General features: G+C 68.0%; 33 protein-coding genes. 5 read left to right on the forward strand and 28 right to left on the reverse strand.

What is annotated here, in order from left to right:
• Positions 1-22: 22 nt before the first annotated feature.
• Genes G6N49_RS17870 through secY form a run of 5 tightly spaced genes read right to left on the reverse strand, consistent with a single transcriptional unit; the run spans position 23 to position 4,000 of the window.
• Positions 23-742 carry an anti-sigma factor family protein gene (locus G6N49_RS17870; RefSeq protein WP_011854828.1) on the reverse strand — a complete coding sequence of 240 codons (720 nt, stop codon included), beginning with the start codon at positions 740-742 and terminating at the stop codon, positions 23-25.
• Complete coding sequence (locus G6N49_RS17875) at positions 739-1,239, reverse strand: sigma-70 family RNA polymerase sigma factor (protein ID WP_011854827.1); 501 nt, start codon at positions 1,237-1,239, stop codon at positions 739-741. Before G6N49_RS17875 ends, G6N49_RS17870 begins: the two co-directional genes overlap by 4 nt.
• Positions 1,240-1,281: 42 nt before the next feature.
• Positions 1,282-2,085, reverse strand: coding sequence for a type I methionyl aminopeptidase (map, locus tag G6N49_RS17880; protein WP_011558463.1), 804 nt, complete (start codon positions 2,083-2,085; stop codon positions 1,282-1,284).
• Positions 2,086-2,112: 27 nt separating this feature from the next.
• Positions 2,113-2,658, reverse strand: coding sequence for an adenylate kinase (locus G6N49_RS17885; protein WP_011558462.1), 546 nt, complete (start codon positions 2,656-2,658; stop codon positions 2,113-2,115).
• Between the two features lie 16 nt (positions 2,659-2,674).
• Positions 2,675-4,000 (reverse strand): preprotein translocase subunit SecY, encoded by a 1,326-nt coding sequence (gene secY / locus G6N49_RS17890; RefSeq protein WP_011558461.1) that lies wholly within the window; start codon positions 3,998-4,000, stop codon positions 2,675-2,677.
• A gap of 276 nt (positions 4,001-4,276) precedes the next feature.
• On the opposite strand from secY, the gene G6N49_RS17895 reads away from it, so the two are divergent.
• The 3 genes from G6N49_RS17895 to G6N49_RS17905 all read left to right on the forward strand — a co-directional run bounded on the left by G6N49_RS17895 (position 4,277) and on the right by G6N49_RS17905 (position 7,188).
• Complete coding sequence (locus tag G6N49_RS17895; protein WP_011854826.1) at positions 4,277-5,203, forward strand: class I SAM-dependent methyltransferase; 927 nt, start codon at positions 4,277-4,279, stop codon at positions 5,201-5,203.
• 11 nt (positions 5,204-5,214) lie between these two features.
• Positions 5,215-6,108 (forward strand): SAM-dependent methyltransferase, encoded by an 894-nt coding sequence (locus tag G6N49_RS17900; RefSeq protein ID WP_011854825.1) that lies wholly within the window; start codon positions 5,215-5,217, stop codon positions 6,106-6,108.
• A 165-nt stretch (positions 6,109-6,273) separates the two neighbouring features.
• A complete protein-coding gene (locus tag G6N49_RS17905) occupies positions 6,274-7,188 on the forward strand; it encodes a class I SAM-dependent methyltransferase (RefSeq protein ID WP_011854824.1) in 915 nt (304 codons plus the stop codon).
• On the opposite strand, the gene sppA is transcribed toward G6N49_RS17905, so the two are convergent.
• Entirely contained in the window at positions 7,176-8,957 is a 1,782-nt protein-coding gene (sppA, locus tag G6N49_RS17910; protein WP_011854823.1) for a signal peptide peptidase SppA, read from the reverse strand. The two genes, G6N49_RS17905 and sppA, sit on opposite strands and share 13 nt — an antisense overlap.
• Positions 8,958-9,015: 58 nt before the next feature.
• Between sppA and G6N49_RS17915 the strand changes: the two genes are divergently transcribed.
• Positions 9,016-9,942: an LLM class flavin-dependent oxidoreductase gene (locus G6N49_RS17915; protein WP_011854822.1), complete on the forward strand. Its 927-nt coding sequence runs from the start codon at positions 9,016-9,018 to the stop codon at positions 9,940-9,942.
• A 12-nt stretch (positions 9,943-9,954) separates the two neighbouring features.
• Here the strand turns inward: G6N49_RS17915 and G6N49_RS17920 are convergent, their stop codons facing one another.
• From G6N49_RS17920 to G6N49_RS17995, 16 genes are all read right to left on the reverse strand, one after another.
• Complete coding sequence (locus G6N49_RS17920; RefSeq protein WP_197913485.1) at positions 9,955-11,520, reverse strand: HNH endonuclease signature motif containing protein; 1,566 nt, start codon at positions 11,518-11,520, stop codon at positions 9,955-9,957.
• A gap of 93 nt (positions 11,521-11,613) precedes the next feature.
• Positions 11,614-12,576 carry an AraC family transcriptional regulator gene (locus G6N49_RS17925; protein ID WP_083045326.1) on the reverse strand — a complete coding sequence of 321 codons (963 nt, stop codon included), beginning with the start codon at positions 12,574-12,576 and terminating at the stop codon, positions 11,614-11,616.
• Positions 12,548-13,291: an SDR family oxidoreductase gene (locus G6N49_RS17930; protein ID WP_083045325.1), complete on the reverse strand. Its 744-nt coding sequence runs from the start codon at positions 13,289-13,291 to the stop codon at positions 12,548-12,550. The genes G6N49_RS17925 and G6N49_RS17930 overlap by 29 nt, the downstream gene beginning before the upstream one ends.
• A 140-nt stretch (positions 13,292-13,431) precedes the next feature.
• Positions 13,432-13,881: a 50S ribosomal protein L15 gene (rplO, locus tag G6N49_RS17935; protein WP_011558450.1), complete on the reverse strand. Its 450-nt coding sequence runs from the start codon at positions 13,879-13,881 to the stop codon at positions 13,432-13,434.
• A gap of 4 nt (positions 13,882-13,885) precedes the next feature.
• A complete protein-coding gene (gene rpmD / locus G6N49_RS17940) occupies positions 13,886-14,065 on the reverse strand; it encodes a 50S ribosomal protein L30 (RefSeq protein WP_011854818.1) in 180 nt (59 codons plus the stop codon).
• A gap of 2 nt (positions 14,066-14,067) precedes the next feature.
• Positions 14,068-14,739 carry a 30S ribosomal protein S5 gene (gene rpsE, locus G6N49_RS17945; RefSeq protein WP_011558448.1) on the reverse strand — a complete coding sequence of 224 codons (672 nt, stop codon included), beginning with the start codon at positions 14,737-14,739 and terminating at the stop codon, positions 14,068-14,070.
• A gap of 31 nt (positions 14,740-14,770) precedes the next feature.
• Entirely contained in the window at positions 14,771-15,175 is a 405-nt protein-coding gene (rplR, locus tag G6N49_RS17950) for a 50S ribosomal protein L18 (protein ID WP_011558447.1), read from the reverse strand.
• Positions 15,176-15,178: 3 nt separating this feature from the next.
• Positions 15,179-15,718: a 50S ribosomal protein L6 gene (gene rplF / locus G6N49_RS17955; protein WP_011558446.1), complete on the reverse strand. Its 540-nt coding sequence runs from the start codon at positions 15,716-15,718 to the stop codon at positions 15,179-15,181.
• 13 nt (positions 15,719-15,731) lie between these two features.
• A complete protein-coding gene (rpsH, locus tag G6N49_RS17960) occupies positions 15,732-16,130 on the reverse strand; it encodes a 30S ribosomal protein S8 (RefSeq protein ID WP_011558445.1) in 399 nt (132 codons plus the stop codon).
• 92 nt (positions 16,131-16,222) lie between these two features.
• Positions 16,223-16,408: a type Z 30S ribosomal protein S14 gene (locus G6N49_RS17965; protein WP_011558444.1), complete on the reverse strand. Its 186-nt coding sequence runs from the start codon at positions 16,406-16,408 to the stop codon at positions 16,223-16,225.
• 4 nt (positions 16,409-16,412) lie between these two features.
• Positions 16,413-16,976: a 50S ribosomal protein L5 gene (gene rplE, locus G6N49_RS17970; protein ID WP_011558443.1), complete on the reverse strand. Its 564-nt coding sequence runs from the start codon at positions 16,974-16,976 to the stop codon at positions 16,413-16,415.
• A 1-nt stretch (position 16,977) separates the two neighbouring features.
• A complete protein-coding gene (gene rplX / locus G6N49_RS17975; protein WP_011558442.1) occupies positions 16,978-17,295 on the reverse strand; it encodes a 50S ribosomal protein L24 in 318 nt (105 codons plus the stop codon).
• Positions 17,296-17,664: a 50S ribosomal protein L14 gene (gene rplN / locus G6N49_RS17980; RefSeq protein WP_011558441.1), complete on the reverse strand. Its 369-nt coding sequence runs from the start codon at positions 17,662-17,664 to the stop codon at positions 17,296-17,298. It lies immediately after the preceding gene.
• A gap of 215 nt (positions 17,665-17,879) precedes the next feature.
• Positions 17,880-18,752 carry a formylglycine-generating enzyme family protein gene (locus tag G6N49_RS17985; protein ID WP_011558440.1) on the reverse strand — a complete coding sequence of 291 codons (873 nt, stop codon included), beginning with the start codon at positions 18,750-18,752 and terminating at the stop codon, positions 17,880-17,882.
• Positions 18,753-18,769: 17 nt separating this feature from the next.
• Positions 18,770-21,121, reverse strand: a complete 2,352-nt coding sequence (locus G6N49_RS17990) for an arylsulfatase (RefSeq protein ID WP_083045324.1) — start codon at positions 21,119-21,121, stop codon at positions 18,770-18,772.
• 9 nt (positions 21,122-21,130) lie between these two features.
• The gene (locus tag G6N49_RS17995; protein ID WP_011854815.1) at positions 21,131-21,802 is read right to left on the reverse strand and encodes a DUF2306 domain-containing protein; all 672 of its coding nucleotides are present in this window, start codon (positions 21,800-21,802) and stop codon (positions 21,131-21,133) included.
• Between the two features lie 54 nt (positions 21,803-21,856).
• Between G6N49_RS17995 and G6N49_RS18000 the strand changes: the two genes are divergently transcribed.
• Complete coding sequence (locus G6N49_RS18000) at positions 21,857-22,573, forward strand: TetR/AcrR family transcriptional regulator (RefSeq protein ID WP_011854814.1); 717 nt, start codon at positions 21,857-21,859, stop codon at positions 22,571-22,573.
• Positions 22,574-22,643: 70 nt separating this feature from the next.
• Here the strand turns inward: G6N49_RS18000 and rpsQ are convergent, their stop codons facing one another.
• The 6 genes from rpsQ to rpsS are packed head-to-tail and all read right to left on the reverse strand — an operon-like array spanning position 22,644 to position 25,257.
• Positions 22,644-22,943, reverse strand: a complete 300-nt coding sequence (gene rpsQ / locus G6N49_RS18005) for a 30S ribosomal protein S17 (protein WP_011854813.1) — start codon at positions 22,941-22,943, stop codon at positions 22,644-22,646.
• Positions 22,943-23,176, reverse strand: coding sequence for a 50S ribosomal protein L29 (rpmC, locus tag G6N49_RS18010; protein WP_011558437.1), 234 nt, complete (start codon positions 23,174-23,176; stop codon positions 22,943-22,945). The genes rpsQ and rpmC overlap by 1 nt, the downstream gene beginning before the upstream one ends.
• Complete coding sequence (gene rplP, locus G6N49_RS18015) at positions 23,176-23,592, reverse strand: 50S ribosomal protein L16 (protein ID WP_011558436.1); 417 nt, start codon at positions 23,590-23,592, stop codon at positions 23,176-23,178. Before rplP ends, rpmC begins: the two co-directional genes overlap by 1 nt.
• Before the next feature lie 2 nt (positions 23,593-23,594).
• A complete protein-coding gene (rpsC, locus tag G6N49_RS18020; RefSeq protein ID WP_011558435.1) occupies positions 23,595-24,458 on the reverse strand; it encodes a 30S ribosomal protein S3 in 864 nt (287 codons plus the stop codon).
• Positions 24,458-24,979, reverse strand: coding sequence for a 50S ribosomal protein L22 (gene rplV, locus G6N49_RS18025; protein WP_064916101.1), 522 nt, complete (start codon positions 24,977-24,979; stop codon positions 24,458-24,460). Before rplV ends, rpsC begins: the two co-directional genes overlap by 1 nt.
• A complete protein-coding gene (rpsS, locus tag G6N49_RS18030) occupies positions 24,976-25,257 on the reverse strand; it encodes a 30S ribosomal protein S19 (RefSeq protein WP_011558433.1) in 282 nt (93 codons plus the stop codon). The genes rplV and rpsS overlap by 4 nt, the downstream gene beginning before the upstream one ends.
• Positions 25,258-25,278: the final 21 nt, after the last annotated feature.

A 25,278-nucleotide genomic window follows, 5' to 3' on the forward strand; every position in this document is an offset into this window, starting at 1 on the left:
CCTTTCATACCATTGCCCGGTCTCACAGCGTCTTCTCGAGCAGCACCTCGCGGGTGTCGGCCGAGACCAGTTGCACCGCAGCGATGTCGTCGCGGTGCAGCGTGGTGTTGCCGCTCGGCAGGGCCGTCGCGCCGGACAGTCCCAGCCACGTCGCGATCTCCGAGCGGGTGCCGTCGCGGCCGACCACCACCATGCCCAGCCGGCTCGGCGGCGCGGCGGGCCCGCCGCCGGACCATTGGCCGTACGTGCAGGCCATGTCGATACGGGTGCCCCAACCGAAATCGGACAGGCTCACGGTCGCGTTGAACGGTGTCGGCGCGAGCTTGGTCATCTCGTAGGTCGCCGCGGTCACCTCCGGCGTGCCGTTCTGCATTCCGACGGCGCCCGGACGGATCGCGATGACCAGCCCGACCGCGAGCACCGCGGCCGCCAATCCCACCGCCGCCGACGTCATCCACCGCGACCGGCGCCTGCGCCATTTGACCTTGTCGAGTACCGAATCCAGCACCTCGGGCCGCAGCGGCGGCGGTTCGGGCTCGTCGCCGTCCAGTTGACCGTCGACTTCGTCGGCGTCGAGCATCGAGAGCAGTGCGGGTATGCCGCTGAGCTCGGCGACGGCCGCCCGACACCGGTCGCAGGTCTGCATGTGCGCCTCGAACTCGCGCCGATCGGCGCTGGACAACGAGCCAAGCACGTAGGCGGCGTCCCATTGCAGATAGGGATCGCCCAGAGCTTCGATCATCGCGTCACCCCCATCTCCTGCAGGTTCAGTCGCAACGCCCGCACGGCGTAGTGCAGCCGGGACTTCACGGTCCCCTCCGGGATCTCGAGTTCGGCCGCGATCTGCCCCGTCGTCCACCCCTGGTAGTACGCGCGCCGGACGACCGCCCGGTGGTCCTCGGACAACTGTGCGAGCGCCGAGCCGATGAGCATCCGGTCCAGCGCGGAGTCCACCTTGTCCGGTTCGCTGGGCTGCGCCACGGTTTCGACGTCCGGGGTCCCGGCCTCGCGGCGGTAGCGCGCGCTGCGCCGCTCGTCGATCACCAGATTGCGGGCCACGGTGAACAACCAGGCCCGCGCCGACCCGTTCGGCCGGTGCCGCCATGCCCGCAGCAGCGTCTCCTGGACGACATCCTCGGCGGTGGCGGCGTCACCGGTCAGTTGGAGCGCGTACCGCCACAATGCATCGGCGTGCTCGTCGTAGAGCACGCGCATCATCGTGGCTTCCGGATCGTCCATCCCCAACCTCCGTCAGGTACACGACGCCGGCTGCGGTTTGGTTCAGTCCGCGGGCAGCGTGAGGATGCGGGGCCCGTCCTCGGTGACCGCCACGGTGTGCTCCCAGTGTGCCGCGCGGGAGCCGTCGGAGGTGACGACCGTCCACTCGTCGTCGAGCACCTTGGTCTTCGTGGTGCCGAGCGTGAGCATGGGCTCGATCGCCAGCACGGAACCGGGGGCCAGGCGCGGACCGCGGCCGGGGGCGCCCTCGTTGGGCAGGAACGGGTCCATGTGCATCTGCCTGCCGATGCCGTGGCCGCCGTAGCCGTCGACGATGCCGAAGCCCCGCTGGTAGCGCGCCTCGGCGGCGCGGGTGCCCTTCTCGATGGCGTGGGAGACGTCGGTCAGCCGGTTACCGGGCACCATCGCGGCGATACCCGCCTCCATGGACTCGCGGGTGGCCGCGGAGAGCGCCTCGTCGACCGGGATGAGCGGGCCGACCCCGAAGGTGATCGCCGAGTCGCCGTGCCAGCCGTCGAGGATGGCGCCGCAGTCGATGGACACCAGGTCACCGGAGGCCAGCGTCTCGGTGGCCGACGGGATGCCGTGGACGACCCGGTCGTTGACCGAGGAGCAGATGCTGGCGGGAAAACCGTGGTAGCCGAGGAACGACGGGATGCCGCCGCCGTCGCGGATGACGGCTTCGGCGATCGCGTCGAGTTCTTTGGTGCTCACGCCGGGTACGGCCGCTTCGCGCACCGCGGTCAGCGCCGCTGCGACCAGCGCGCCGGCGGCGGCCATCGCGTCGAGCTCCGCGGTGGTGCGTTGCGCGACGACCTTCTCCTTGCGCAGCCTCAGCCCGGCCACGTTATCTGCGCCTGCCTGATTGTCGGTTCACCGACCCAGCGCCTGCAGCGCCCGGGCGAACACCTCGTCCAGAGACCCGACGGCGTCGACCGTCTTGAGTTCGGCGCGGTAGTGGTCGAGCAGCGGCGCCGTCTCGTCGCGGTAGACCTTCATCCGGTTGAGGATGACCTCTTCGGTGTCGTCGGCGCGACCGCGGCCCTTGAGCCGGGAGAGCAGCTCGTCCTCGGAGACGCGGAATTCGATCACCGCGTCGAGCGACAGGTTGCGGGCCGCGAGCATGTCGCCGAGCGCCTCGGCCTGTTCGACCGAGCGGGGGTAGCCGTCGAGGATGAAGCCGTTCTTCGCGTCGTCCTGGTCGATGCGGTCCTCGACCAGCGCGTTGGTGAGGGAGCTCGGGACGAGGTCACCGGCGTCGAGGTAGCGCTTGGCCTCCACCCCGAGTTCGGTCTCGTTGGTGATGTTGTCGCGGAACAGATCGCCGGTGGAGATGTGCGGGACGCCCAGCTTGTCGGCCAGCTTCGCCGCCTGCGTGCCCTTGCCCGCACCCGGCGGTCCGAGTAGAACGATTCTCAACTTACCGAACCCTCTCTCACTTCAAAAAGCCCTCGTAGTTGCGCTGCATGAGCTGGCTTTCGATCTGTTTCACGGTGTCCAGACCCACGCCGATCATGATCAGCACCCCGACGCCGCCGAAGGGGAGGTTCTGCACGGGGCCGCTGCTGCCGACGTTGGCGAACAGGTTGGGCAGCACGGCGATCAAGCCCAGGTAGATCGAGCCGGGCAGCGTGATCCGGCTCAGCACGTAACGGAGGTAGTCGGCGGTCGGCTTGCCGGGGCGGATACCGGGGATGAAGCCGCCGAACTTCTTCATCTCGTCGGCCCGCTCGTCCGGGTTGAACGTGATGGACACGTAGAAGTAGGTGAAGAAGATGATCAGCGCGAAGTAGATCCCGATGTACCAGGGGCTGCTCGGGTCGGTCAGGTACTCCGCGACGAAACGTTCCCACCACCCGGTGCCTGGATTGGAACTGCCGCTCTGGATCAACTGGGTGACCAGGTGCGGGATGTAGATCAGCGACGAGGCGAAGATGACGGGGATGACGCCGGCCTGGTTGACCTTCAACGGCAGGTAGGTCGACGTGCCGCCGTACATCCGGCGCCCGACCATGCGCTTGGCGTACTGCACCGGGATGCGGCGCTGGCCCTGCTCGACGAAGACGACGCCGATGATGATGATCAGCGCGCCCGCGCAGACGGCGGCGAACACCATGCCGCCGCGGCTGTCCAGGATCGACTTGCCCTCACCCGGCATGGCCGCCGCGATGCTGGCGAAGATGATCAGCGACATACCGTTGCCGATACCGCGTTCGGTGACCAGCTCACCCATCCACATGACCAGGCTGGCGCCCGCCGTCATGACCAGCACGATGACCAGCAGCGAGAAGATCGCCTGATCCTCGATGATGTCGAGCGCGCAGCCCTGCAGCAGACCGCCGTTGGCGGCCAGCGCGACGATGCTGGTGGACTGCAGGACCGCCAGCGCGACCGCCAGATAACGCGTGTACTGCGTCATCTTCGACTGACCGGCCTGGCCCTCCTTGCGCAGCTGCTCGAACCGCGGGATCACCACGGTCAACAGCTGCACGATGATGCTCGCGGTGATGTAGGGCATGACGCCCACCGCGAACACCGACAGCTGGAGCAGCGCACCACCGGAGAACAGGTTGATCAGCGAATAGATCTGACCCGATTCACCGCCACTGACCTGCGCGATGCACTCCTGCACGTTCGGGTAGTTGACCCCGGGGGACGGCAACGAGGCGCCGACCCGATAGAGCAGGACCACACCCAGCGTGAACAGGATCTTGCGCCTCAGGTCAGCCGTCCGCAGCGACGAGATGAAAGCCGAAAGCACTCTTTCCTCCTGCGCAGCCGACCTCTTGAGCGCGGCGTGCCAAATGGGGCTGGACAAACCAGCGTCATGGTCAAGTCACACGCACCGTCTCGGACAGGAATCTCGCCTGCTAGCGGCACGCGTCAAACAGTCTACGAGAGTAACAGTTGCCACCGGGCATGCCCGCATCGCTGCGCGCTCGCAGATTGCCTACAGGATCGAAGCGTACAGTCGGCGCAAGCTGGTTAATCCAGCTAAGTAACTCGATGGGTCGCTATCTCGACAAGGGGTCAACCGATGGCACGTACCGACAACGACACGTGGGATCTGGCGTCCAGCGTCGGCGCCACCGCCACCATGGTCGCCGCGGCCCGGGCCGTGGCCACCCGAGCGCCCGACGCGGTCATCGACGATCCGTTCGCCGAACCCCTGGTCCGCGCGGTGGGTGTCGACTTCTTCACGCGGCTCGCCACCGGGGACCTCACGCCGACCGACCTCGACCCGGACGCCACCGGCGGCGCGGGCAACATGGACCGCTTCGCCGACGGGATGGCCGCGCGCACCCGTTTCTTCGACGACTTCTTCTCCGACGCCGCCGACGCCGGGGTGCGTCAGGCGGTCATCCTCGCCTCCGGGTTGGACTCGCGCGCCTACCGGCTGCCGTGGCCCGCGGGCACCGTCGTCTTCGAGATCGACCAGCCCGGCGTCATCACCTTCAAGAGCGACACCCTCGCCCGGCTCGGCGCGAAGCCGACCGCCGACCACCGGACGGTTCCGGTGGACCTGCGCGACGACTGGATCGGGGCGCTGGAGGCCGCCGGATTCGACCGCACCGAACCGTCGGCGTGGATCGCCGAGGGGCTGTTCGGCTACCTGCCGCCCGAGGCGCAGGACCGGCTGCTCGATCAGATCACCGAACTCAGCCCGCCGGGGAGCCGGCTGGCCGTCGAGGGCGTGGTGAGCTCTCCCGACGCCGACGATGAGCAGATCCGCGAGCGGATGCAGGCGGTCCGTGACCAGTGGCGTCAGTTCGGGTTCGACCTCGACTTCTCCGAGTTGGTCTACACCGGTGAACGCGCCGAGGTGGCGGCCTACCTCGGCGAACGCGGCTGGCGGACCGACAGCATCACCGCCACGGCCCTGCTGGAGAAGTGCGGGCTCCAGTCGGCCGAGGACTCCAGCGCCAACTTCGCCGACGTCCGTTACGTGACCGCGGTCAAGTAGGGGGCCCGGCGATGGCACGCAGCGACGAGGACAGCTGGGACCTGGCCTCCAGTGTCGGGGCCACCGCGACGATGGTCGCCGCGGCGCGCGCGGTGGCGAGCCGAGGGCCCGAGGCCCTGATCGACGATCCTTACGCCGATGCGCTCGTCCGTGCGGTCGGGGTGGAGTACTTCGTCAAACTCCTCGACGGGGAGATCACGCTCGAGGCGGACAACGCCGCGATGCTGGCGGTGATGACCGATGTCATGGCGGTGCGCACCCGGTTCTTCGACGACTTCTTCCTGTCCTCCGGTCTGCCGCAGGCGGTGATCCTCGCGTCGGGTCTCGACGCCCGCGCCTACCGGTTGCCGTGGCCGTCCGGGTCGGTGGTCTACGAGATCGACCAGCCCGAGGTGATCGAGTTCAAGACCCGCACGCTCGCCGACCTCGGCGCCTCCCCCGCCGCCGAACTGCGCACCGTCGCGATCGACCTGCGCGACGACTGGCCACGCGCGCTGCGCGACCGGGGGTTCGACCCGACCGCCCCAACGGCCTGGATCGCCGAGGGGCTGCTGATCTATCTGCCGCCCGACGCGCAGGACCGGCTGTTCGACAACATCACGGCGTTGTCGGCGCCGGGCAGCCGGTTGGCCACCGAGTTCCACCCGGATGCGGGCGCGCGGATCGGCGCGAGCTCGCAGCGGATGGCCGAGGAGTGGCGCCGCCACGGCCTCGACCTCGACATGGCCGACCTGTTCTACGACGGTGAACGCAACCCGGTGGTCGACTATCTGCGCGAACGAGGCTGGGAGGTCGAGGCGCGCAGCCGACCGGACATGTTCGCCCACTACGGGCGGCCGTTCCCCACCGGCGAGGCAGTCGAGGCGCTGCGCCAGTCGCTCGCCGTGACCGCAACCAGAAGGTAGGAGTACGCGCACGGCCCGTCGACGCGTGGCTGCAGCGGGTGGCGGATCGAGGTGCTCACGTCGACACAGGCGTACGCTGCCAACGGATTCGAGTATCCGGAGGACCTGGCCGCCGTGGCCTCCGACTCTGGATATCTCACGGGGACTCTCGAAACGAGGTAGGCCATGGCACGCGCCGAGGGTGACAGTTGGGACGTGGCATCGAGCGTCGGCGCCACCGCCGCGATGGTGGCGGCAGGCCGGGCGGTCGCGACCCGGGATCCGCGCGGTCTCATCGACGACCCGTACGCCGCGCCGCTGGTACGCGCGGTCGGTATCGAGTTCTTCACCAAGGTCGCCGACGGCGAGTTCGACATGACCGAACTGGATCCGTCCTCGGCCGCGGAGATGCAGGCGCGCATCGATGAGATGGCCTTGCGGACACGGTTTTTCGACGACTACTTCCTGGCCTCCACCGCCGGCGGCATCCGTCAGGTGGTGATCCTCGCGTCGGGTCTGGACTCGCGCGCCTACCGGCTGCCGTGGCCCGACGGCACGGTGGTCTACGAGATCGACCAACCGGCGGTGATCGACTTCAAGACGTCCACACTGGCCGGGATCGGGGCCGAGCCGACCGCGGAGCGGCGGACCGTCGCGATCGACCTGCGGGAGGACTGGCCCGCCGCGCTCCGGGCGGCCGGGTTCGACAGCGCTGCGCCGACGGCGTGGTGCGCCGAGGGGCTGCTGATCTATTTACCGCCGGAGGCCCAGGATCTGTTGTTCGACAACGTCACTGCGCTGAGCGCGACGGGCAGCACGGTGGCGACCGAGTACGTGCCGGGGATCTTGAACTTCGACGCCGAGAAGGCCAGGGCCGCATCCGCGCAGATGCGTGAACGCGGACTGGACCTGGACATGCCGTCGCTGGTCTACCACGGCGAGCGCAAACACGTCATGGAGTACCTGACGTCACTGGGATGGACGATGGCCGGCCTCCCGCGCACGGACCTGTTCGCCAAGCACGGGGTGCCGATGGTGGCGCACGACAACGACCCGCTCGGCGAGATCGTCTATGTCAGCGGCACGTATCAGAACCGGTAATCCCCCAGCCACATCGCGTTGACGCCGCTCACGGTCCGCTCGGCCTGGTCGATCAGGCTGACCACCGACCGGCCGACGAGCACCCCGAGGGCATCGGGCAGCGACGCCGCGGCGGGTTGTGAGGACTGTTTGGGGCGCAGCAGGTCGAGTAGCGACGACGCCGGGTAGCCGACGATGCGGACGTCGGTGTCGGGCTCCAGTCCGGCGAGCACCTTGGCCCGGTCGATCGCGGTGCGCAGACCGCCGAGCTCGTCGACCAGTCCACGGTCCTTGGCGTCGGCACCGGTCCACACCCGGCCCCGCGCCACCTCGGCGACCTCGTCGACGGACAGCCCACGGCCGTCGGCGACGCGTTCGACGAAGTCGGTGTAGAACAGGTCGGCCTCGGCCTCGACATGCGCCTGCTGTTCGTCGGTGAACGGCGAATTGGCCGACCAGGCATCGGCATTGGCGTTGGTGCGCACCGAGTCCGAGCCGACGCCGAGACGGTCCTTGAGTTCGCGCGCCACGAGCTTGCCGGTGACGACGCCGATCGATCCGGTGATGGTGCCGGGGTTGGCGACGATGGCGTCGGCACCCATCGAGACGTAGTAGCCGCCGGATGCGGCCACCGCACCCATGGAGGCGACGACGGGGGTTCCGCCCTCGCGGGTGCGCAGCACCTCGCGCCAGATGGTCTCGGACCCGGTCACCGATCCGCCGGGGCTCTCGACCCGGAGCACGATCGCCGAGACGTCCTTGTCGGCGGCGGCTTCGCGCAATGCGGCGGCGATGGTGTCCCCGCCTGCGCTCGAATTGCCCAAGGGCGACAGACCCGGACCGCCGCGGCCGCTGACGATCGGCCCGTGCAGCGTGACGACGGCGATGGTGGGCTTGGCTTTGCGGCCGGGGATCGACGGGCCCCCACCCGGCGCGGTGGCGCGGGCGTAGCGGGACAGGAACAGCCGCGGCGGTGCGTCGGGGCTGTCGGTGTTCTGGGGCGTAACACCTTCGGCGCCGGCGAGTTCGGCGACCCGCGCATAGGCCTCGTCGCGGAAGCCGATGCGGTCGACCAGACCTCCGTCCACCGCTGCGTCACGCAGCAGCGGCGCCTTGTCGGCCAGGGCGTCGATGTCGTCCGGGTTCAGCTTTCGGGATTCGGCGACGGCGGTGAGCACCTGCTGGTTCAGGCTCTCGATGAGTCGGCTGTCCGCTTCGCGATGGGGCTCGGTGTAGCTGTCCTGCGTGAAAAGGTTTGCCGCCGACTTGTATTCGCCGCGCGCGGTGAACTGAGCCTGAATGCCGGCCTTGTCGAGGGCATCGCGCAGGAACAGGGCGCTGGTGGCGAAGCCGACGAGGCCGACGGTGCCGGACGGCTGCATCCACACCTCGCGGAAGGCCGAGGCCAGGTAGTAGGACAGCGTGCCGGGATAGGTCTCGGCCCAGGCGACCGAGGGCTTCTTCGCGCTGAAGGCGGCGATGGCCTCCCTCAGTTCCTGAACCGGCGCGGCGGGCGCGGCGGAGATCTGCACGCGCGCGATCAGACCGGCGACGCGGTCGTCGTCGGCGGCGCGGTGGATGGCGGCGACGACCTGGCGGAGCACCATGGGACGCCCGCCGGCGGAGATCATCGCCAACGGGTCGAATCCGCTGGTCTCCGGCGGCACCGACATGAGGTCGAGTTCGAGCACGCAGCCGTTGGGGATGCCCTTGTGGCGTGCGGTGTCGACCCGTCGCACCAGGGCGCGCACATCGTCGGCGCCGGGGATGCCGGGTAGGAAGGCGAACATAGGACCGAGGGTACCGGCGCGCGGGGGTGTGCCGGCGGGGCCGCCGTACCGTGATGGTGTGCGGTTCTCGATTTCGATCCCCCAGTTCGATCCCGACGGCTTCGACGCCGATGGTGTGAAGAGCTATCTGACCCGGGCGGAGGAGTTGGACTTCGAGGGCGGTTGGGTGTTGGAGCAGCCGATCGGGCCGACACCGCTGATCGCACCGTTGGAACTGCTGGCGTACGCGGCGGCGTGTACGACACGGCTGCGGCTCGGCGTCGGGGTGCTGGTGTCGTCGCTGCACGATCCGCTGCAATTGGCGGCATCGGTGACGGCCGTCGATCGGCTCAGCCACGGACGGCTCGACGTCGGCGTGGCGCCCGGCGGTGGGCGCCGGAAGTTCGCAGCGTTTGGCGTGGCCCGGGAGACGTTCGTCGGGTACTTCACCGAGGGGCTGGAGCTGATGAAGGCGGCGTGGTCCGATGAGCCGCGGGTCACCTTCCACGGACGGTTCCGCGACGTCGACGATCTCCCCATCCAGCCCAAGCCGATCCAGCGTCCGCATCCACCGATCTGGTTCGGCGCCAACGCCCCTGCGGCGCTGGCCCGTGCGGTGCGGCATGGCGACGGGTTCCTGGGCGCGGGCTCGTCGAGCACCGAGAGCTTCGCAGCCGCGGTGCGGGTGGTGCGCCGCGAACTCGACGAGCAAGGCCGTGATGCAACGCGATTCCGGATCGGCAAGCGTGTGTACCTGATGGTCGACGATGACGCGACGCGCGCCAGGGAACGTGTCATGACCGGGTTGGAGCGCATCTACGGCAACATGGCCGGCATCGACGCGGTCCCGGTGGCCGGTACACCCGATGAGGTGGCGCAGGGTTTGCGGGCGGTCATCGCCGCCGGCGCGCAGATGGTGCTGTGCAACCCCGTCGGCGCCACGGTCGCAGAAGACCGCGAGCAGATGGAACGACTTGCCGCCGAGGTGCTTCCGCAACTCGCTTGAGGTGGCCCTGCCTCAGAACGGTGGGGGTTTGTTGCGTTCGGCGACGAGGTCGTCGTTGAGTCGGCGTTCTTCTTGGATGCGGCGGGCGCGGTTTTGGGCGCGGGTGCGGCGGCGTTTGGGCATTTTGAGGCCGCGGTCGGTGGTGGTGTCTTTGGTGTTCTTGGTGGGTTGGATCGGCGCCTCGGCGGTCGGGGTGCACAGGGTCGGGAACAGCAGCGCGCTGCCGGGGCGGGTGGTGTAGGTCTGCCCGCTCGGTGAGGTCCACACGATGGCGCCGTCGGTGAATTGTTGTTCGTACCACCCGTTTTCACCGGTCCAGAAGGTTTTGAGCAGGTGGTGTTTTCGGCACAGGCATTTGAGGTTGGCGGCGCAGGTCGGTCCGGCCGGCCAGGGCACGGTGTGGTCGATGTCGCAGCGGGTGGCCGGGGCGTCGCAGCCGGGGAATCGGCAGGTCAGGTCGCGGCAGCGCACGAAGTCCTGCAGGGCTGCCGAGGGCCGGTAGTGGGGTTCGGGTGCCGCGTTGCCGGGGTGCTGGATGGTGCGGAGGCGGGCGCGGTGGAGGAAGGCGGCGAGCACGGTGGGGTTGGTGACTCCGGCGCCGATGACGAATGCCGGTGCGCGGCAGGCTGACTGCTGAGGGGTGGGCGTGGCCGCTCCTTCCGCTTCCGGCTCGGGCTCCGGCTCTGGCTCAGTCTCCGCGTGCGGCTCCGCTTCGGGCTCGGGCTGCGTTTCGGTTTGAGTGCGGGCGGCGTCGAGTGTTTCTTCGGTGGTGACGATGTGGACGACGACGTCTTTGGTGGGTTGTGTGTCGCGGTGGCCGGGGCAGTCGGGGTTGGGGCATTCGCAGCGCAGGTGGGTGCCGGTGGCGACGGCGGCCAGGGCGTCGTTGCGGCGTTCGTCGGCGGTGCGGGGGTCCTCGTCGCAGACGGTGTGGGCCATGTCGGTGACGCGTTGTTCGAAGGCGGCGCCGTCGGGGGCGTACATGCGGGCCCAGACGGTCATGAAGCCGGCGGCGTCGCTGATGAAGCCGAATTGCAGGCCGCGGTCTTGTTCGGCGTCTTTGACCCGCCGTAGCGCGCCGGGGTCGTGGGTTTCGACGATGGCGTCGATGGCGGCGAGGGTCTTCTTTTCTGATTGGGGTCCCCAGCTGGTGATCTGGGCGGCCAGGTCGGTGTCGACGGCGGCCATCAGGGTGGGGTCGGTGATCAGGGCGGTGCGGGTCACGATGGCGCGGACCAGCAGGTCGGTGATCAGTCCGGCGGTGAACAGGGCGGCGACCTGGGGGAGTCGGTCGGTGAGGGCGACGGCGCGGTGGGTTTGGAACATGGCCAGGCGTTCGGTGATGTTGTGGGCGGCGGCCAGTTCGCTGACGGCGTTGGCGTCGGGGTCGACGAACCAGTTGTGGCGGTCGGTGGCGGTGTCGCAGCCGGTGCGGCGGCGGAACAGTTCGGCCATGGCGGCCAGTTTGCGGGCGGCGGCCGCGTTTTCGGCGCGTCCCCAGCCTGCCGAGGCGGCCACCAACTCCGCGTCACTGAGCGCGGAGAAGTCGCCGATCCCGGGCAACGAACCATCGAACATGTCTTCGATTCTGGCAGACGGGTCTGACACGCAACCCCCGAAAACCCCACGCCTGTGGATGAATTCACCGCTGGGGACAACACCGTCCAGAACTCAGACCGTAGCCCGCGCGAAGGCACTCGGCGAAGTCCCCGTCATCCGGGTGAACGCGGTGGTGAACGCGCTCGCCGACAGGTACCCCGTCCGGCGCGCCACCTCCGCCATCGACACGTCTTCCGTGCGGAGCATTTCCTTCGCGAGCGCCATCCGCCACTGCGCCAGATACTGCATCGGCGGCATACCCATTGTGCGGCTGAATCTTTCGGCGAACACCGCCCGCGACACCCCGGCCGTCCGGGCTAGCCGTTCGACCGTCCAGCCGAAAGCGATGTCGGTGTGCATCTTCCGGAGCGCAGGCGCGAGCACAGGATCGTCCAACCCAGCGACCAGACCCCGCTCCACACCCTCCACCGGTGCGGCTCGCAAGCGCATGGCCTCGACCAGGAGCACCTCGACGAGGCGCACGAGGATCAGTTCACTCGGCACCGCTGATCTGGTCTCCTCGCTGATCAGCGCGACGATCCGGCTCAACCGCGAAGCCCGGGGCTCGTCGTGACGCACCAGGACGATCCGCGGCAACAGCGGTGCCAGCAGCGGCGCGTTCTCCCGCTCGAACCGGAAGTACCCGCCTAGCATCCGCATCGACGCGGGACCATCGGGGTCACCGTGGCGCGCCACCCCGTTCGCCAGTCCCGCCGCCAGAACCGTCGACATGGCGCCGTGCCCGCTCGACATGACGAACTCGGGCATGTCCGTCAGGAGCATGAAGTCGCCCGCATGCAGTTCGATCGGGTGGTAGCCGTCGAGTCGCAGCACGCATGAACCCTCGAGCATCACGCAGAACGCAGGGTCGGCGTAGCGCGGCTCGCGCACGCTCCACTCGCCGGCGCCACTGATGATCTTCGACTCGACCGTCTTCGGTCGCAGCAGAGACACCAGCATCTCGACCGGCCCCAACGCGTCGTCAGGGTTCACGCCCGACAAACTATTAGGCCGAAGCAGCCAACGCCACCGCATCCGCCCCGGCCGGAAATCGCAACTGTCCCGACGTGTCACCGGCGGCGCGCAGCACCACCGTCGCCACGTCCTCCGCCGTGGTCACCGGACCGGGTTGGCCGAATGCGGCGAAGACCGGCTCCGCGAACGCTGCATACGACTCGGGGATCACTCCGTCCATGCGATCGCTGCCGTTGGCGGCGAACTGCGTCGACGGTCCGTAGCCAGGCTGCACGAGTTTGGCTCGCAAACCGAAGAATTCGAGCTCCAACGCCAGCGACGCGGTGAACCCTTCGACGGCCATCTTGCTCGCGGTGTAGGCGGCCGCCAGCGGCATCGCCGTCAGCGTCACCGACGACGTCACGTTGACCACGACACCCGAACGCCGCTCGCGCATCTGGGGAATCACCGCCTGGGTCATCGCCATCACCCCGAAGGTGTTGGTCTCGAACAACTCCCGGACGAGCGACATCGGCATGGCCTCGAACGCGCCGACGGCTCCGATGCCCGCGTTGTTGACGAGCACATCGATGGGACCGGCCGAGGCGACGGCGTCGACGATGCTTGCCGGGTCCGTCACGTCTAGGGGCAGCACGGTCAGCCGCTCCCCCGGCGCCAACACCTCGTCGCGGGGGGTGCGCATGGTGGCGACGACGTTCCAGCCCTCGCGGTGGAACCGCTGTGCGGTCGCGAGTCCGTAGCCAGAGGAGCAACCGGTGATGAGCACTGTTTTCATACGTGAAACGCTATGGCCGCCCGAGCCCGCCCGGGAATAGCCGGCCGTCCGGGATCCTTCACCGATCGTCTGACGGCACATGCCGACAAAACGCGAAAACCCCGGCACACCGAGGTGCGCCGGGGTTCCCTGCGGACGTGTCAGGACAGCTCGGTCGCCGAACCGCCTGCCGCCGTGATCTTCTCGCGGGCACTGTCGCTGAACTTGTGAGCGGTCACGTTGACCGCCGCGGCCAGCTTGCCGTCGCCGAGCACCTTCACCAGCGTGTTCTTGCGGACGGCGCCGGAGGCCACCAGTTCGTCGACACCGATGTCCCCACCGTTCGGGAACAGCCGGCCGAGGTCGCCGACGTTGATGACGGCGTACTCGGTGCGGAAGCGGTTACGGAAGCCCTTGAGCTTCGGCAGCCGCATGTGGATCGGCATCTGGCCACCCTCGAACGTCGACGGGACGTTCTTGCGGGCCTTGGTGCCCTTGGTGCCGCGACCCGCGGTCTTACCCTTCGAGCCCTCACCGCGGCCGACTCGCGTCTTGGCGGTCTTCGACCCGGGCGCGGGGCGCAGGTCATGGAGCTTGATCGGCTCAGTCATCGTCTCAGACCTCCTCTACGACGACGAGGTGGTGCACGGTCTTGATGAGCCCGCGGGTCTGCGCGTTGTCCTCACGGACGACCGACTGGCGGATCTTCCGCAAGCCGAGCGTGCGCAGGCTCTCCCGCTGGTTCCAGCGCGCACCGATGGTGCCGCGCACCTGGGTGATCTTCAGTTCGGCCATGATCACACCGACCCTTCACGTGACGAGGACGCGGCGAGCGCGTCGGCCTCACGCCGGGCCTTGAGCATGCTGGCCGGCGCGACGTCCTCGAGGGGCAGCCCGCGACGGGCCGCGACCTCTTCAGGACGCTGGATCTGCTTGAGCGCGGCAACGGTGGCATGCACGACGTTGATCGCGTTGTCACTGCCCAGAGACTTGGCCAGGATGTCGTGGACGCCGGCGCATTCCAGCACCGCACGCGCCGCACCACCGGCGATCACACCGGTACCGGGGCTCGCCGGACGCAGCATGACGACGCCCGCGGCGGCCTCACCCTGCACCGGGTGCACGATGGTCCCGCCGATCAGCGGCACGCGGAAGAAGCCCTTACGAGCCTCCTCGACACCCTTGGCGATGGCGGCCGGAACTTCCTTGGCCTTGCCGTAGCCGACACCGACCATGCCGTTGCCGTCACCGACGATCACCAGGGCGGTGAAGCTGAAGCGACGGCCACCCTTGACCACCTTGGAGACGCGGTTGATCGAGACGACGCGCTCCAGGTAATTGCTCTTGTCACCGCCGTCGCGGCCACGGCCGCCACGGTCGTCGCGGCGGCCACGACCATCGCGGTCACCCCGCGAGCCGCGGCCGTCGGATGTCGCCGGCCCGGCATTGGTTGCCTGCTCGGCCATCATGCAGTCCTTCCAGTCTTGTACACGTCGGTCATCAGAACTTCAGCCCGCCTTCGCGAGCGGCGTCGGCGAGAGCGGCGATACGTCCGCCGTAGCTGTAACCGCCACGGTCGAACACCACCTCGTCGATACCCGCCGCCTTCGCGCGCTCGGCGATCAGCTGACCGACCCGCACGCTGTGCGCCTTCTTGTCACCGTCGACCGCCCGCACGTCCGCCTCGATCGAGGAGGCGGCGGCCAGCGTCGTGCCGGTGAGGTCGTCCACCAACTGTACGTGGATGTGCCGCGAGGAGCGGTTGACGACCAGACGCGGCCGCTGCGCGGTACCCGAGACCTTCTTGCGCAGCCGTGCGTGGCGACGGATGCGGTCCCGCCGGCGCGTCTGGGAGATGCTCGCCCCGACCGGCTTGTGCTGCTTGGTTGCTTCAGCTGTAGCCATCGCTTACTTACCTGTCTTTCCGACCTTGCGGCGGATCTGCTCACCCTCGTAACGCACGCCCTTGCCCTTGTACGGGTCGGGGCGGCGCAGACGGCGGATGATCGCCGAGATCTGGCCGACCTTCTGCTTGTCGATACCCGAGACCGAGAACTTCGTGGGCGTCTCGACCGCGAAGGTGATGCCCTCCGGCGGCTCGATGACCACGGGGTGGCTGTAACCGAGCGCGAACTCCAGGTTGGAACCCTTGAGCGCGACGCGGTAACCGACGCCGTAGATCTCCATCTTGGTGGTGTATCCCTGCGTGACGCCCTCGACCAGGTTGGCCACCAGGGTGCGGGACAGCCCGTGCAGCGAGCGGTTGCGCCGCTCGTCGTTGGGCCGGGTCACCACGATGGCGCCCTCGTCATCACGCGCCACGACGATCGGCTCGGCGACCGCCAGCGACAGAGTGCCCTTGGGCCCCTTCACCGATACGTTCTGACCTTCGATCGTCACATCGACTCCGGCGGGAACCGGAACCGGCTGCTTTCCAATACGCGACATGTTTCCTACCCCCTCACCACACGTACGCGAGGACTTCGCCGCCCACGCCGGATCGTGCTGCCTGACGGTCGGTGAGCAGGCCCGAGGACGTGGAGATGATCGCCACGCCCAGGCCACCGAGCACTCGGGGCAGATTGGTCGACTTCGCGTAGACCCGCAGACCGGGCTTGGAAACCCGTCGCAGGCCGGCGATGCTGCGCTCACGGCTGGGGCCGTACTTGAGCTGGACCACCAGGGACTTGCCCACGCGGGCGTCCTCGGTGCGGTAATCGGAGATGTAACCCTCGGACTTGAGGATCTCGGCGATGTTCGCCTTGATCTTCGAGTGCGGCAGAGTCACCTCATCGTGGTACGCCGAATTGGCGTTGCGCAGACGTGTCAAGAAGTCTGCGATCGGATCCGTCATGGTCATGACAGCCGGTTCACCTTTCTCGCGGCGGTTCCCAGTCCCGAGATTCGGGTTCCAGGGCCTTCCGCAACTGCTCTGTTAGTGGTTGGGCTGGCTTACCAGCTGGACTTCTGCACACCGGGCAGTTCGCCGGCGTGGGCCATCTCGCGCAGGCAGATCCGGCACAGGCCGAACTTGCGGAAGACGGCGTGCGGGCGACCGCAGCGCTGGCAGCGGGTGTACCCGCGCACCTTGAACTTCGGCTTCTTGTTGGCCTTGTTGACCAGTGCTTTCTTTGCCATTAGCTCAGTTCTCCTTGAAGGGGAAGCCCAGCGCCCGCAACAGCGCTCGTCCTTCGTCGTCGGTCGTCGCCGAGGTGACGACGGTGATGTCCATACCGCGCGGGCGGTCGATGCTGTCCACGTCGATCTCGTGGAACATCGACTGCTCGGTCAGGCCGAAGGTGTAGTTGCCGGTGCCGTCGAACTGCTTGGGGTTCAGGCCGCGGAAGTCGCGGATACGCGGCAGCGCGATCGCGACCAGGCGGTCGAGGAACTCCCACATGCGGTCGCCGCGCAGGGTCACGCGGGCACCGATCGGCATACCTTCGCGCAGCTTGAACTGGGCGATGGACTTGCGGGCGCGACGGATCTCCGGCTTCTGGCCGGTGATCAGCGCGAGGTCGTTGACCGCGCCGTTGATCAGCTTCGCGTCGCGGGCGGCGTCACCGACACCCATGTTGACGACGACCTTCACGACGCCCGGGATCTGCATCACGTTGGCGTAGCCGAACTGCTGCTGCAGCGACTCGCGGATCTCCTCGCGGTAGCGCTGCTTGAGGCGCGGGAGGGTCTTCTCTGCGGTAGTCATCTCAGATGTCCTTGCCGTTGCGCTTGGAGACACGCACCTTCTTGCCGGTCTCTTCGTCGACGCGGTAACCGATGCGGGTGGGGTTGCCGTCGGAGTCGACCACCATCACGTTGGACACGTGGATCGGCGCCTCCTGCGTGACGATGCCGCCCGACGATGCGCCGCGCTCGTTGCTCGAGACAGCGGTGTGCTTCTTGATGCGGTTGACGCCCTCGACGAGGACCTTGTTGCGCGTGGGGTAGGCCTGGATGACCTTGCCCTTGGCGCCCTTGTCCTTACCGGAGACCACCAGCACGGTGTCGCCCTTGTGGACCTTCATCTACAACACCTCCGGGGCGAGCGAGACGATCTTCATGAAGCGCTTCTCGCGCAGTTCACGGCCGACGGGCCCGAAGATGCGGGTACCGCGCGGATCGTTGTCGTTCTTGATGATCACGGCGGCGTTCTCGTCGAACTTGATGTAGCTGCCATCGGCGCGGCGGCGTTCCTTGACGGTGCGCACCACAACGGCCTTGACCACGTCGCCGCGCTTGACGTTGGCGCCGGGGATGGCTTCCTTGACGGTGGCCACGATGACATCACCGATGCCTGCGTAGCGTCGCGATGAACCACCGAGCACGCGGATGCACAAGATCTCCTTGGCGCCCGTGTTGTCGGCGACCTTCAACCGCGATTCCTGCTGAATCACTCGATCTCCTGACCTGGTTATGTCTGCACGCCAGATACCGACCTGACGTACGCGGTCCTTGCTGTCACCGAAGAGCACGCAGGGCTGATCCGCGATGAGCGCTTGCGCGAAGAGCGTCAAGCATTGCGGATCGGCCGAGGTCTGCCCAAGGCAACCGTTTGATTCTAGGTGAGGACCTGCAGAGAACCAAATCGCCGCAGGTCAGCCTCCGCAGCTCAGGCGACGCAGCGGAACCCGATGTGCGTCGTCGCGCTGTCCTGTGACTGCGGTGACCGCGCGGCGGCCCGGTACCGGTGGCAGTACTCGGGCGCGCACAGGTGCGAGCCGCCCTTGAGCGCCTGGTTGACCGACGGATCGGGATCGGCGGGCCCGCAGCACGATTCGACGGCGCCGTCGGGACGGTGGTGCGCCGAGAACCGCGTCGTCGTCCACTCCCACACGTTGCCGATCATGTCGACCAGGCCGAAGCCGTTGGCGGGGAACGTGCCCACCGGCGACGTGCCGACCCAGCCGAGCGCACCGTCGTTGCGGTACGGGAACCGGCCCTGCCAGGTGTTGGCCATCAGCCGTCCGCCCGGTTGCGGGTCGTCACCCCACGGATAGGTGGTGGCCGCGCCCGCGTGTGCGGCGTATTCCCACTGCGCCTCCGTGGGCAGTCGCCGGCCGGCCCATTTCGCGTAGGCGGCGGCGTCCGGGTAGGCGACCTGGACGACGGGGTGGTCCGGACGGTCGTGCCAGCTCGACTCCGGGCCGAGCGGGTGACGCCAGCACGCGCCCGGCGACCACGTCCACCACTGCCGCCAGTCCCGCAGGTCGACCGGCCCCGCGGTCGGCTGGAACACCAGCGCGCCCGGCACCAGATCGGCCGGCGGCACACCTGGATACAGCGCGGGATCGAGGGCCTGTTCGGCGATCGTGACGTAGCCGGTGGCGTCGACGAACTCGGCGAACTGTGCGTTGGTGACGGGATGGCGCTCGATCGCGAAGTCGGCGACGGTCACCGTGTGCACCGGCACTTCCTCCGGATAGAACTGCGTGGAGCCCATCCGGAAGGTGCCGCCCGGCAGTTCGACCAGCTCGGTCAGCATCTCTTCAGCGTAGAGGGTCAGTCCTTCGCGAAGGCCCGGGCGAACTCGCGTTCCAGGTCGAGGTAGGGCTTGCCGGAGACGTCGAACGAGACCTGGGCGATGGTGCCGCCGGTGAAGTCGAACGGCGGCCGGTAGGCCCGCGAGACCGGGGATCCGCTGTTGCGGCCCACCGAGAGCGTGGCGCCGGCCAGTCCGAACGTCCCGGGGTGGCTCATCATGCCCGGGTAGGAGGCGACCTCGTCGTCGTCGACGTAGAGCACGGCGTCACCGAGGGGGGTGTGGCTGCCCTCGACGGTTCCGGTCCGGGTGTAGGCGATCCCGAAGGTGTGCCGGCCTTCGGTGATCGGCACCGACGACGTCATCTTCTGTTCGGTCTCGCCGAGGAAGTTGTACGTGTAGTGCAGCCGGCCGTCCTGCACGTACATCACGTGACCGCCGTGTGCGCCACCGTGTTTGAACACCACACCCTGTGCGGTGTCGTCGTCGACGGTGACCTCGGCCAGCACCACGAACGAGCGGCCCTGGACCTCCACGACGGCGCCGGTTCCGACATCCGCGGTGCCCGGGTAGTACACGTAGGCGTCCCGCGCACCCGACAGGCTGGGCCGCCACCGCCCGATGGTGTCGAAGATGTTGAGATCGCCGAGCGGCAGCCCGTTGTACTTGGCGGCCTCGCTGAACCACAGCGCCTTGAGTTCCTCGAGTTTCTCCGGGTGTTCGGCGGCCAGATCGCGCACCTGGGCGCGGTCGGCCTCGATGTGGAACAACTCCCAGCGGTCGTCGTCGAAATGCGACCAGCCGGCCGGCGACGCCGCGTGCACGGTGTTGGCGAACCAGCCCTGGTGCCAGATCCCCCGGGTGCCGAGCATCGAGTAGAACTGGGTCTCCTTGCCGGTGGGCGCGGTCGGATTATCCAGTGTCACTTTGAAACTCACACCGTCAAGCGGTTTCTGCGGCACCCCGCGCACGGAGGCCGGGGCGGTGAGCCCCAGCAGGTCGTACACCGTCGGGGTGATGTCGCAGACGTTGACGTAGTTGTCCCGCACCTCACCGTGGGCGGCGATGCCGTCGGGCCACGAGATGATCGCGGTGTCGGCGATGCCGCCCTCATGGGAGGCGTAGCGCTTGAACAGTTTGTAGGGCGTGTTGAACGCCATCGCCCAGCCGGTCGGATAGTGGTTGTAGGTGTGCGGGCCACCGAGATCGTCGATGACCTTGAGCCCCTCCTCGGCGGTGTCGATGTAGCCGTTGAAGAACTTCGTCTCGTTGACCGAACCGTCGGGTCCGCCTTCGCCGCTGGCCCCGTTGTCGGAGATCACCACGATGATCGTGTTGTCGAGCTGACCCGAATCCTCCAGGTAGTCGAGGATCCGGCCGATCTGCGCATCGGTGTAGGACAGGAATCCGGCGAAGACCTCCGCCATCCTGCAGAAGAGCCGTTTCTCATTGTCGGACAGGGAATCCCACGGCCGCACAGTGTCCTGGACGGGCCACTGCTCCCCGTTGGGCCCGGTGACGTCGGCGTACGGGTTCATCGGTGAGAGCTCGGTGTCCGACGGGACGATGCCGAGGCGTTTCTGGTTCTCCAGCACGATCTCGCGGTAGGCCTCGTAGCCCATGTCGAAGCGGCCCGCGTAGCGGTCGGCCCATTCCTTGAACACGTGGTGCGGGGCGTGGCCGGCACCCGGGCAGACGTAGGAGAACCACGGTTTGTCGGGGGCGATCACCTTGGCGTCGCGGATGAACTCGATCGTCTTGTCCGCGAGGTCCTTCGACAGGTGATAGCCGTCCTCGGGGGTGCCGGGCGGGGCGACCGGGTGGTTGTCGTAGACGAGTTCGGGATACCACTGGTCGGTTTCGCCGCCCATGAAGCCGTAGAACCGTTCGAACCCACGAGACAGCGGCCAGTGTCGTTTGGTGGCAGCCAGATTCGACTCCTCGAGCGGGGTCAGGTGCCACTTGCCGACGCAGTAGGTGTTGTAGCCGTTCTCCGCGAGGACCTCCGAGATCAGCGCGGTGTCGAAAGGGATGCGGCCGCTGCAGTTCGGGAAGCCGTCGGTGAACTCCTCGATGGTGGCCATCCCGACGGTCGTCGCGTTGCGACCGGTGAGCAGGGAGGCACGGGTCGGCGAGCACAGCGCCGTGGTGTGGAACTGCGACAGGCGCACACCGCGTTCGGCGATACGGCTCATCGCCGGCATCTCGACCAGACCGCCGAAGCAGTCCCACGTCGCGATACCGGTGTCATCCCACACGAGGTACAGCACGTTGGGCGCGTCCTCGGGTGCGGTCGGCGCGGCGTACGGGCCCCAGTCGGGCTCGGAATCGCGGATGTCCAGTTCGATCTTGCCGTTGAATTCCGTGAGCACGCACGGAGATTACACCGGCTGTGTCTCCGGCTTGTGGGGTTTGGATGACGGTACGGTCACGCGCCGACGATGCATCCAGCACCGCACGGTGAGCAGGGGTACGAGCCAGCCCAGCCAACCACCGAGTCCGGCGACCAGGTACAGGTAGGCTTCGTCGTCACCCTCGAACAGGTTCTGCTGCAATGGATTCAGGGTTATGGCGAGCAGCGGCGTCCAGATGCGGTTGGTGATCACCGACAGCGCGAGTGCGCTGCTGTAGATCATCGCGGCCCGATGTCCCCCGAACCGGCGCCGACGAGCCTGCCGATACCCGTTGAGCGTGAACCACAGCCACAGCGTCGCGAGGACCACGTTACTCGCAGCGAGAACCGGCCCGAACGGTGTCAGCGCGCCGATCACCAACGCCGATACCGCTGCCGGGATGGCCGTGCACACGTAAATCCGCCCGATCCAGGGGTGCAGGCGGGAGCGCTTGGCGCAGATCTGCGCAACGACAGCCACCATCGCGACGGTGGCCAGCAGGACGTGGGCGACGAGGAGGGGGTGGTGCAGAGAGAACGTCGGCGGGACGCGCGAATCACCGGTGAGATATGGCGGCAGCGAATACGCGAGAAACCCGACGACGACGAGGACCAAAAGGGTCAGCGCCGTTCGCCGCCCACCCGTTGATGCGTATGCCATACGCAAGGAGCGTACGCGATACGCATCGAGGGCGCACACGATATTGTCGAGTCGATGTCGGGCCAGGACGAAGAGGCGCCACTCCCCCGCGCGCTCGAGCTGCTCTGGCAGGAGCCGCCCGCGAGGGGGGCTCGTCAGGGCGGGCTCAGCCGGGAACTCATCGTGGCCGCAGCGATTGAACTGGCCGATGCCGAGGGGCTGGGCGCGCTGTCGATGGCACGGTTGGCCGAGCGCCTGAACTGCGGCACGATGTCGCTCTACCGGCACATCGCCAATAAGGACGAACTGCTGACGTTCATGGTCTCGCAGGCGCCGGGCCCGCCGCCGGCCCGCCGGGAGGAGGGTTGGAGGGCGGCCGTCGAAACCTGGGCACACGGCCTCTGGGCCGTCTACCACCGGCACCGGTGGATTCTGGCCACCGCGTCGTTCGGCCCACCGCTGGACCCGGGCCAGCTGGCGTGGCTGGACGCCGGGTTGGCGGCCCTTGCCGGCACGGGCCTCACCGAACGTGACAAGCTGGCCGCCGTCATGGCGGTCCTGCATTTCGTGCGTGGCGCGGCCGCACTGGGCGGGGACCGGGCCGACACCGCGGACCACCCCGTCAGCTATCCCGCTGTCCTGCGCCGCGTGGTCGATGCCGAGAGGCTGCCCGCGTTGGCGGCGGCCGTCGACGCCGGCGTATTCGACGACGCCGATGGCGAGGACTCCGGATTCCGGGCCGGGCTCGCGCAACTGCTCGACGGCATCGCCGCCCGAATCAGCCACGCCTGAAACGGAAAAACCCGACACGCGATGCGTGTCGGGTCGTCCGTCGTCGTGGAGGACGTGGCTGATTCGGCCTTTACTTGGCCTTCTCGAGGACCTCCACCAGCCGCCACCGCTTGGTGGCCGACAGGGGGCGGGTCTCCATCAGCGAGACGCGGTCGCCGACACCGGCGTCGCCGTTCTCGTCATGCGCCTTGACCTTGCTGGTGGTCCGGATGATCTTCCCGTAGAGCGGGTGGCTCTTGCGGGATTCCAGCTCGACCACGATGGTCTTTTCCATCTTGTCGCTGACCACGTAGCCGATGGCCGTCTTGCGGCGGTTACGCGGCTTCTCGGTGCGCGGGGTGTACGCCGGTCCCTTGGCGGTCTCTGCCATTACGATTCCTCACCTGCGGGCCCGGATGCCAGGCCCAGTTCACGTTCGCGCAGCACGGTGTACACGCGCGCAATCTCCTGCCGCACGACACGAAGCCGGCGGTTGTTGGACAGCTGCCCCGTGGCCATCTGGAAGCGAAGGTTGAACAGCTCTTCCTTCGACTCACGCAGCCGCTCGATCAGCTCGTCGTCGCTCAGTTCGCGCAGTTCACCAGGCGAAACTCCAACTGCCATCAGAAGTTCTCCTCTCTGGTCACGATGCGCGCCTTGATCGGCAGCTTGTGGATCGCGCGGGTCAGCGCGTCACGCGCGGTCTTCTCGTCCGGGTAGCTCAGCTCGAAGAGCACACGGCCGGGCTTGACGTTGGCGACCCACCACTCGGGCGAACCCTTACCGGAACCCATGCGGGTCTCGGCGGGCTTCTTGGTCAGCGGACGGTCCGGGAAGATGTTGATCCACACCTTGCCGCCACGCTTGATGTGCCGGTTGATGGCGATACGAGCGGACTCGATCTGCCGGTTGGTGATGTAGGCGTGCTCGAGCGCCTGGATGCCATAGTCACCGAAGCTCACCGTCGTGCCACCGCTGGCGATGCCGCGCTGTCGGGGGTGATGCTGCTTGCGGTGCTTGACCTTACGAGGGATCAGCATGCTCAGCTCCCTGGATTCTGGGTGGTCGTTTCGGCGGCCGCGCCGGCAGCTGCCTCGGTGCCGGCCGCGGCCTCGGCCGCAGCCGGGGCTTCCTGGGTGCCGCTGGCGGCACGACCGGCGTCGGTGCTGGTGGCCGTGGTACCCGATGCACCGCTGCGACGCGGGCGGCTGCCCGACGGACGCTCACGGCGCGGGCGGTCGGCACCCGCGGGCGCCGCGGCGGTCAGCTCACGCTTGCCACCGACGATGTCGCCCTTGTAGATCCACACCTTCACGCCGATGCGGCCGAAGGTGGTCTTGGCCTCGTAGAGGCCGTAGTCGATGTCGGCACGCAGTGTGTGCAGCGGGACGCGGCCTTCGCGGTAGAACTCCGAGCGGCTCATCTCGGCGCCGCCGAGGCGGCCGGAGCACTGCACCCGGATGCCCTTGACGTTCGGCTGACGCATCGCCGACTGGATCGCCTTGCGCATCGCGCGGCGGAACGCCACACGATTGGAGAGCTGCTCGGCGACACCCTGGGCGACCAGCTGCGCCACCGACTCGGGGTTCTTCACCTCGAGGATGTTGAGCTGCACCTGCTTCTTGGTGAGCTTCTCCAGGTCGGCGCGGATGCGGTCGGCCTCGGTGCCGCGGCGACCGATCACGATGCCGGGACGCGCGGTGTGGATGTCCACCCGAACGCGGTCACGGGTGCGCTCGATCTCCACGTCGGCGATGCCGGCGCGCTCGAGACCCGTGGCCAGCAGCCGGCGGATCGCCACGTCTTCCTTGACGTAGTCCTTGTACTGCTTGTCTGCGTACCACCGCGACTTCCAGTCGGTGGTGATGCCGAGGCGGAAGCCGTGCGGGTTGATCTTCTGGCCCACTACTGCGAGCCTCCCTTCGCTTCTTCGGAAGCTTCAGTGGTCGTTGCGGCCTTCTTCGACGAGCTGGCCGGGGCCTTCTTCGCCGCAGCGGCCTTGCTGCCCTGGGCGCGGCGCGCGCGTGCGCCACCGGCGGACTCGCCGGCGCCGCCACGGCTCGGCCGGCTCTCGACGATCACGGTGATGTGGCTGGTGCGCTTGCGGATCCGGAACGCACGCCCCTGGGCGCGCGGGCGGATGCGCTTGGCCGTCGGGCCCTCGTCGGCGTGGATGGTCGCGACCACCAGCGTCGACGGGTCGAGACCCTCGTTGTTCTGCGCGTTGGCCGCGGCGCTGGCGATCACCTTGGCGACCGGCTCACTGGCCTGCTGAGGCGCCCACCGCAGGATGTCGAGGGCTTCCTCGACGCTCTTGCCGCGGACCAGATCGATGACCCGGCGCGCCTTGCTCGCCGAGATGCCGACGTAGCGGGCGACCGCCATCGCATTGGGGTACGTGGACGGATTCGTCGTTGCTGTTGTCATCGCCTCTTGCTCTTCCGGTCATCCTTGATGTGACCCTTGAAGGTGCGGGTGGGGGCGAACTCGCCCAGCTTGTGCCCGACCATCGCCTCGGTGACGAACACCGGCACGTGCTTGCGGCCGTCGTGGACCGCGAAGGTGTGCCCGATGAAGTCAGGGATGATGGTCGACCGACGCGACCAGGTCTTGATGACCTGCTTGGTGTTCTTGTCGTTCTGGACGTCGACCTTCTTGAGCAGATGGTCGTCGACGAACGGGCCCTTCTTCAGGCTGCGTGGCATCGCTGTTGTTCCTTCCCCGGC

Origin of the sequence: Mycolicibacterium monacense (assembly GCF_010731575.1) — a bacterium.
Lineage (GTDB): Bacteria > Actinomycetota > Actinomycetes > Mycobacteriales > Mycobacteriaceae > Mycobacterium > Mycobacterium monacense.

What these genes read in the sequence shown, in the direction of transcription:
- G6N49_RS17870 (WP_011854828.1), bottom strand. Translation starts at nt 742, where the DNA reads ATGATCGAAGCTCTGGGCGATCCCTATCTGCAATGGGACGCCGCCTAC.
- G6N49_RS17875 (WP_011854827.1), bottom strand. Translation starts at nt 1,239, where the DNA reads ATGGACGATCCGGAAGCCACGATGATGCGCGTGCTCTACGACGAGCAC.
- G6N49_RS17895 (WP_011854826.1), top strand. Translation starts at nt 4,277, where the DNA reads ATGGCACGTACCGACAACGACACGTGGGATCTGGCGTCCAGCGTCGGC.
- G6N49_RS17900 (WP_011854825.1), top strand. Translation starts at nt 5,215, where the DNA reads ATGGCACGCAGCGACGAGGACAGCTGGGACCTGGCCTCCAGTGTCGGG.
- G6N49_RS17905 (WP_011854824.1), top strand. Translation starts at nt 6,274, where the DNA reads ATGGCACGCGCCGAGGGTGACAGTTGGGACGTGGCATCGAGCGTCGGC.
- sppA (WP_011854823.1), bottom strand. Translation starts at nt 8,957, where the DNA reads ATGTTCGCCTTCCTACCCGGCATCCCCGGCGCCGACGATGTGCGCGCC.
- G6N49_RS17920 (WP_197913485.1), bottom strand. Translation starts at nt 11,520, where the DNA reads ATGTTCGATGGTTCGTTGCCCGGGATCGGCGACTTCTCCGCGCTCAGT.
- G6N49_RS17925 (WP_083045326.1), bottom strand. Translation starts at nt 12,576, where the DNA reads ATGCGGTGGCGTTGGCTGCTTCGGCCTAATAGTTTGTCGGGCGTGAAC.
- G6N49_RS17930 (WP_083045325.1), bottom strand. Translation starts at nt 13,291, where the DNA reads ATGAAAACAGTGCTCATCACCGGTTGCTCCTCTGGCTACGGACTCGCG.
- rplO (WP_011558450.1), bottom strand. Translation starts at nt 13,881, where the DNA reads ATGACTGAGCCGATCAAGCTCCATGACCTGCGCCCCGCGCCCGGGTCG.
- rpmD (WP_011854818.1), bottom strand. Translation starts at nt 14,065, where the DNA reads ATGGCCGAACTGAAGATCACCCAGGTGCGCGGCACCATCGGTGCGCGC.
- rpsE (WP_011558448.1), bottom strand. Translation starts at nt 14,739, where the DNA reads ATGATGGCCGAGCAGGCAACCAATGCCGGGCCGGCGACATCCGACGGC.
- rplR (WP_011558447.1), bottom strand. Translation starts at nt 15,175, where the DNA reads ATGGCTACAGCTGAAGCAACCAAGCAGCACAAGCCGGTCGGGGCGAGC.
- rplF (WP_011558446.1), bottom strand. Translation starts at nt 15,718, where the DNA reads ATGTCGCGTATTGGAAAGCAGCCGGTTCCGGTTCCCGCCGGAGTCGAT.
- rpsH (WP_011558445.1), bottom strand. Translation starts at nt 16,130, where the DNA reads ATGACCATGACGGATCCGATCGCAGACTTCTTGACACGTCTGCGCAAC.
- G6N49_RS17965 (WP_011558444.1), bottom strand. Translation starts at nt 16,408, where the DNA reads ATGGCAAAGAAAGCACTGGTCAACAAGGCCAACAAGAAGCCGAAGTTC.
- rplE (WP_011558443.1), bottom strand. Translation starts at nt 16,976, where the DNA reads ATGACTACCGCAGAGAAGACCCTCCCGCGCCTCAAGCAGCGCTACCGC.
- rplX (WP_011558442.1), bottom strand. Translation starts at nt 17,295, where the DNA reads ATGAAGGTCCACAAGGGCGACACCGTGCTGGTGGTCTCCGGTAAGGAC.
- G6N49_RS17985 (WP_011558440.1), bottom strand. Translation starts at nt 18,752, where the DNA reads ATGCTGACCGAGCTGGTCGAACTGCCGGGCGGCACCTTCCGGATGGGC.
- G6N49_RS17995 (WP_011854815.1), bottom strand. Translation starts at nt 21,802, where the DNA reads ATGGCATACGCATCAACGGGTGGGCGGCGAACGGCGCTGACCCTTTTG.
- G6N49_RS18000 (WP_011854814.1), top strand. Translation starts at nt 21,857, where the DNA reads ATGTCGGGCCAGGACGAAGAGGCGCCACTCCCCCGCGCGCTCGAGCTG.
- rpsQ (WP_011854813.1), bottom strand. Translation starts at nt 22,943, where the DNA reads ATGGCAGAGACCGCCAAGGGACCGGCGTACACCCCGCGCACCGAGAAG.
- rpmC (WP_011558437.1), bottom strand. Translation starts at nt 23,176, where the DNA reads ATGGCAGTTGGAGTTTCGCCTGGTGAACTGCGCGAACTGAGCGACGAC.
- rplP (WP_011558436.1), bottom strand. Translation starts at nt 23,592, where the DNA reads ATGCTGATCCCTCGTAAGGTCAAGCACCGCAAGCAGCATCACCCCCGA.
- rplV (WP_064916101.1), bottom strand. Translation starts at nt 24,979, where the DNA reads ATGACAACAGCAACGACGAATCCGTCCACGTACCCCAATGCGATGGCG.
- rpsS (WP_011558433.1), bottom strand. Translation starts at nt 25,257, where the DNA reads ATGCCACGCAGCCTGAAGAAGGGCCCGTTCGTCGACGACCATCTGCTC.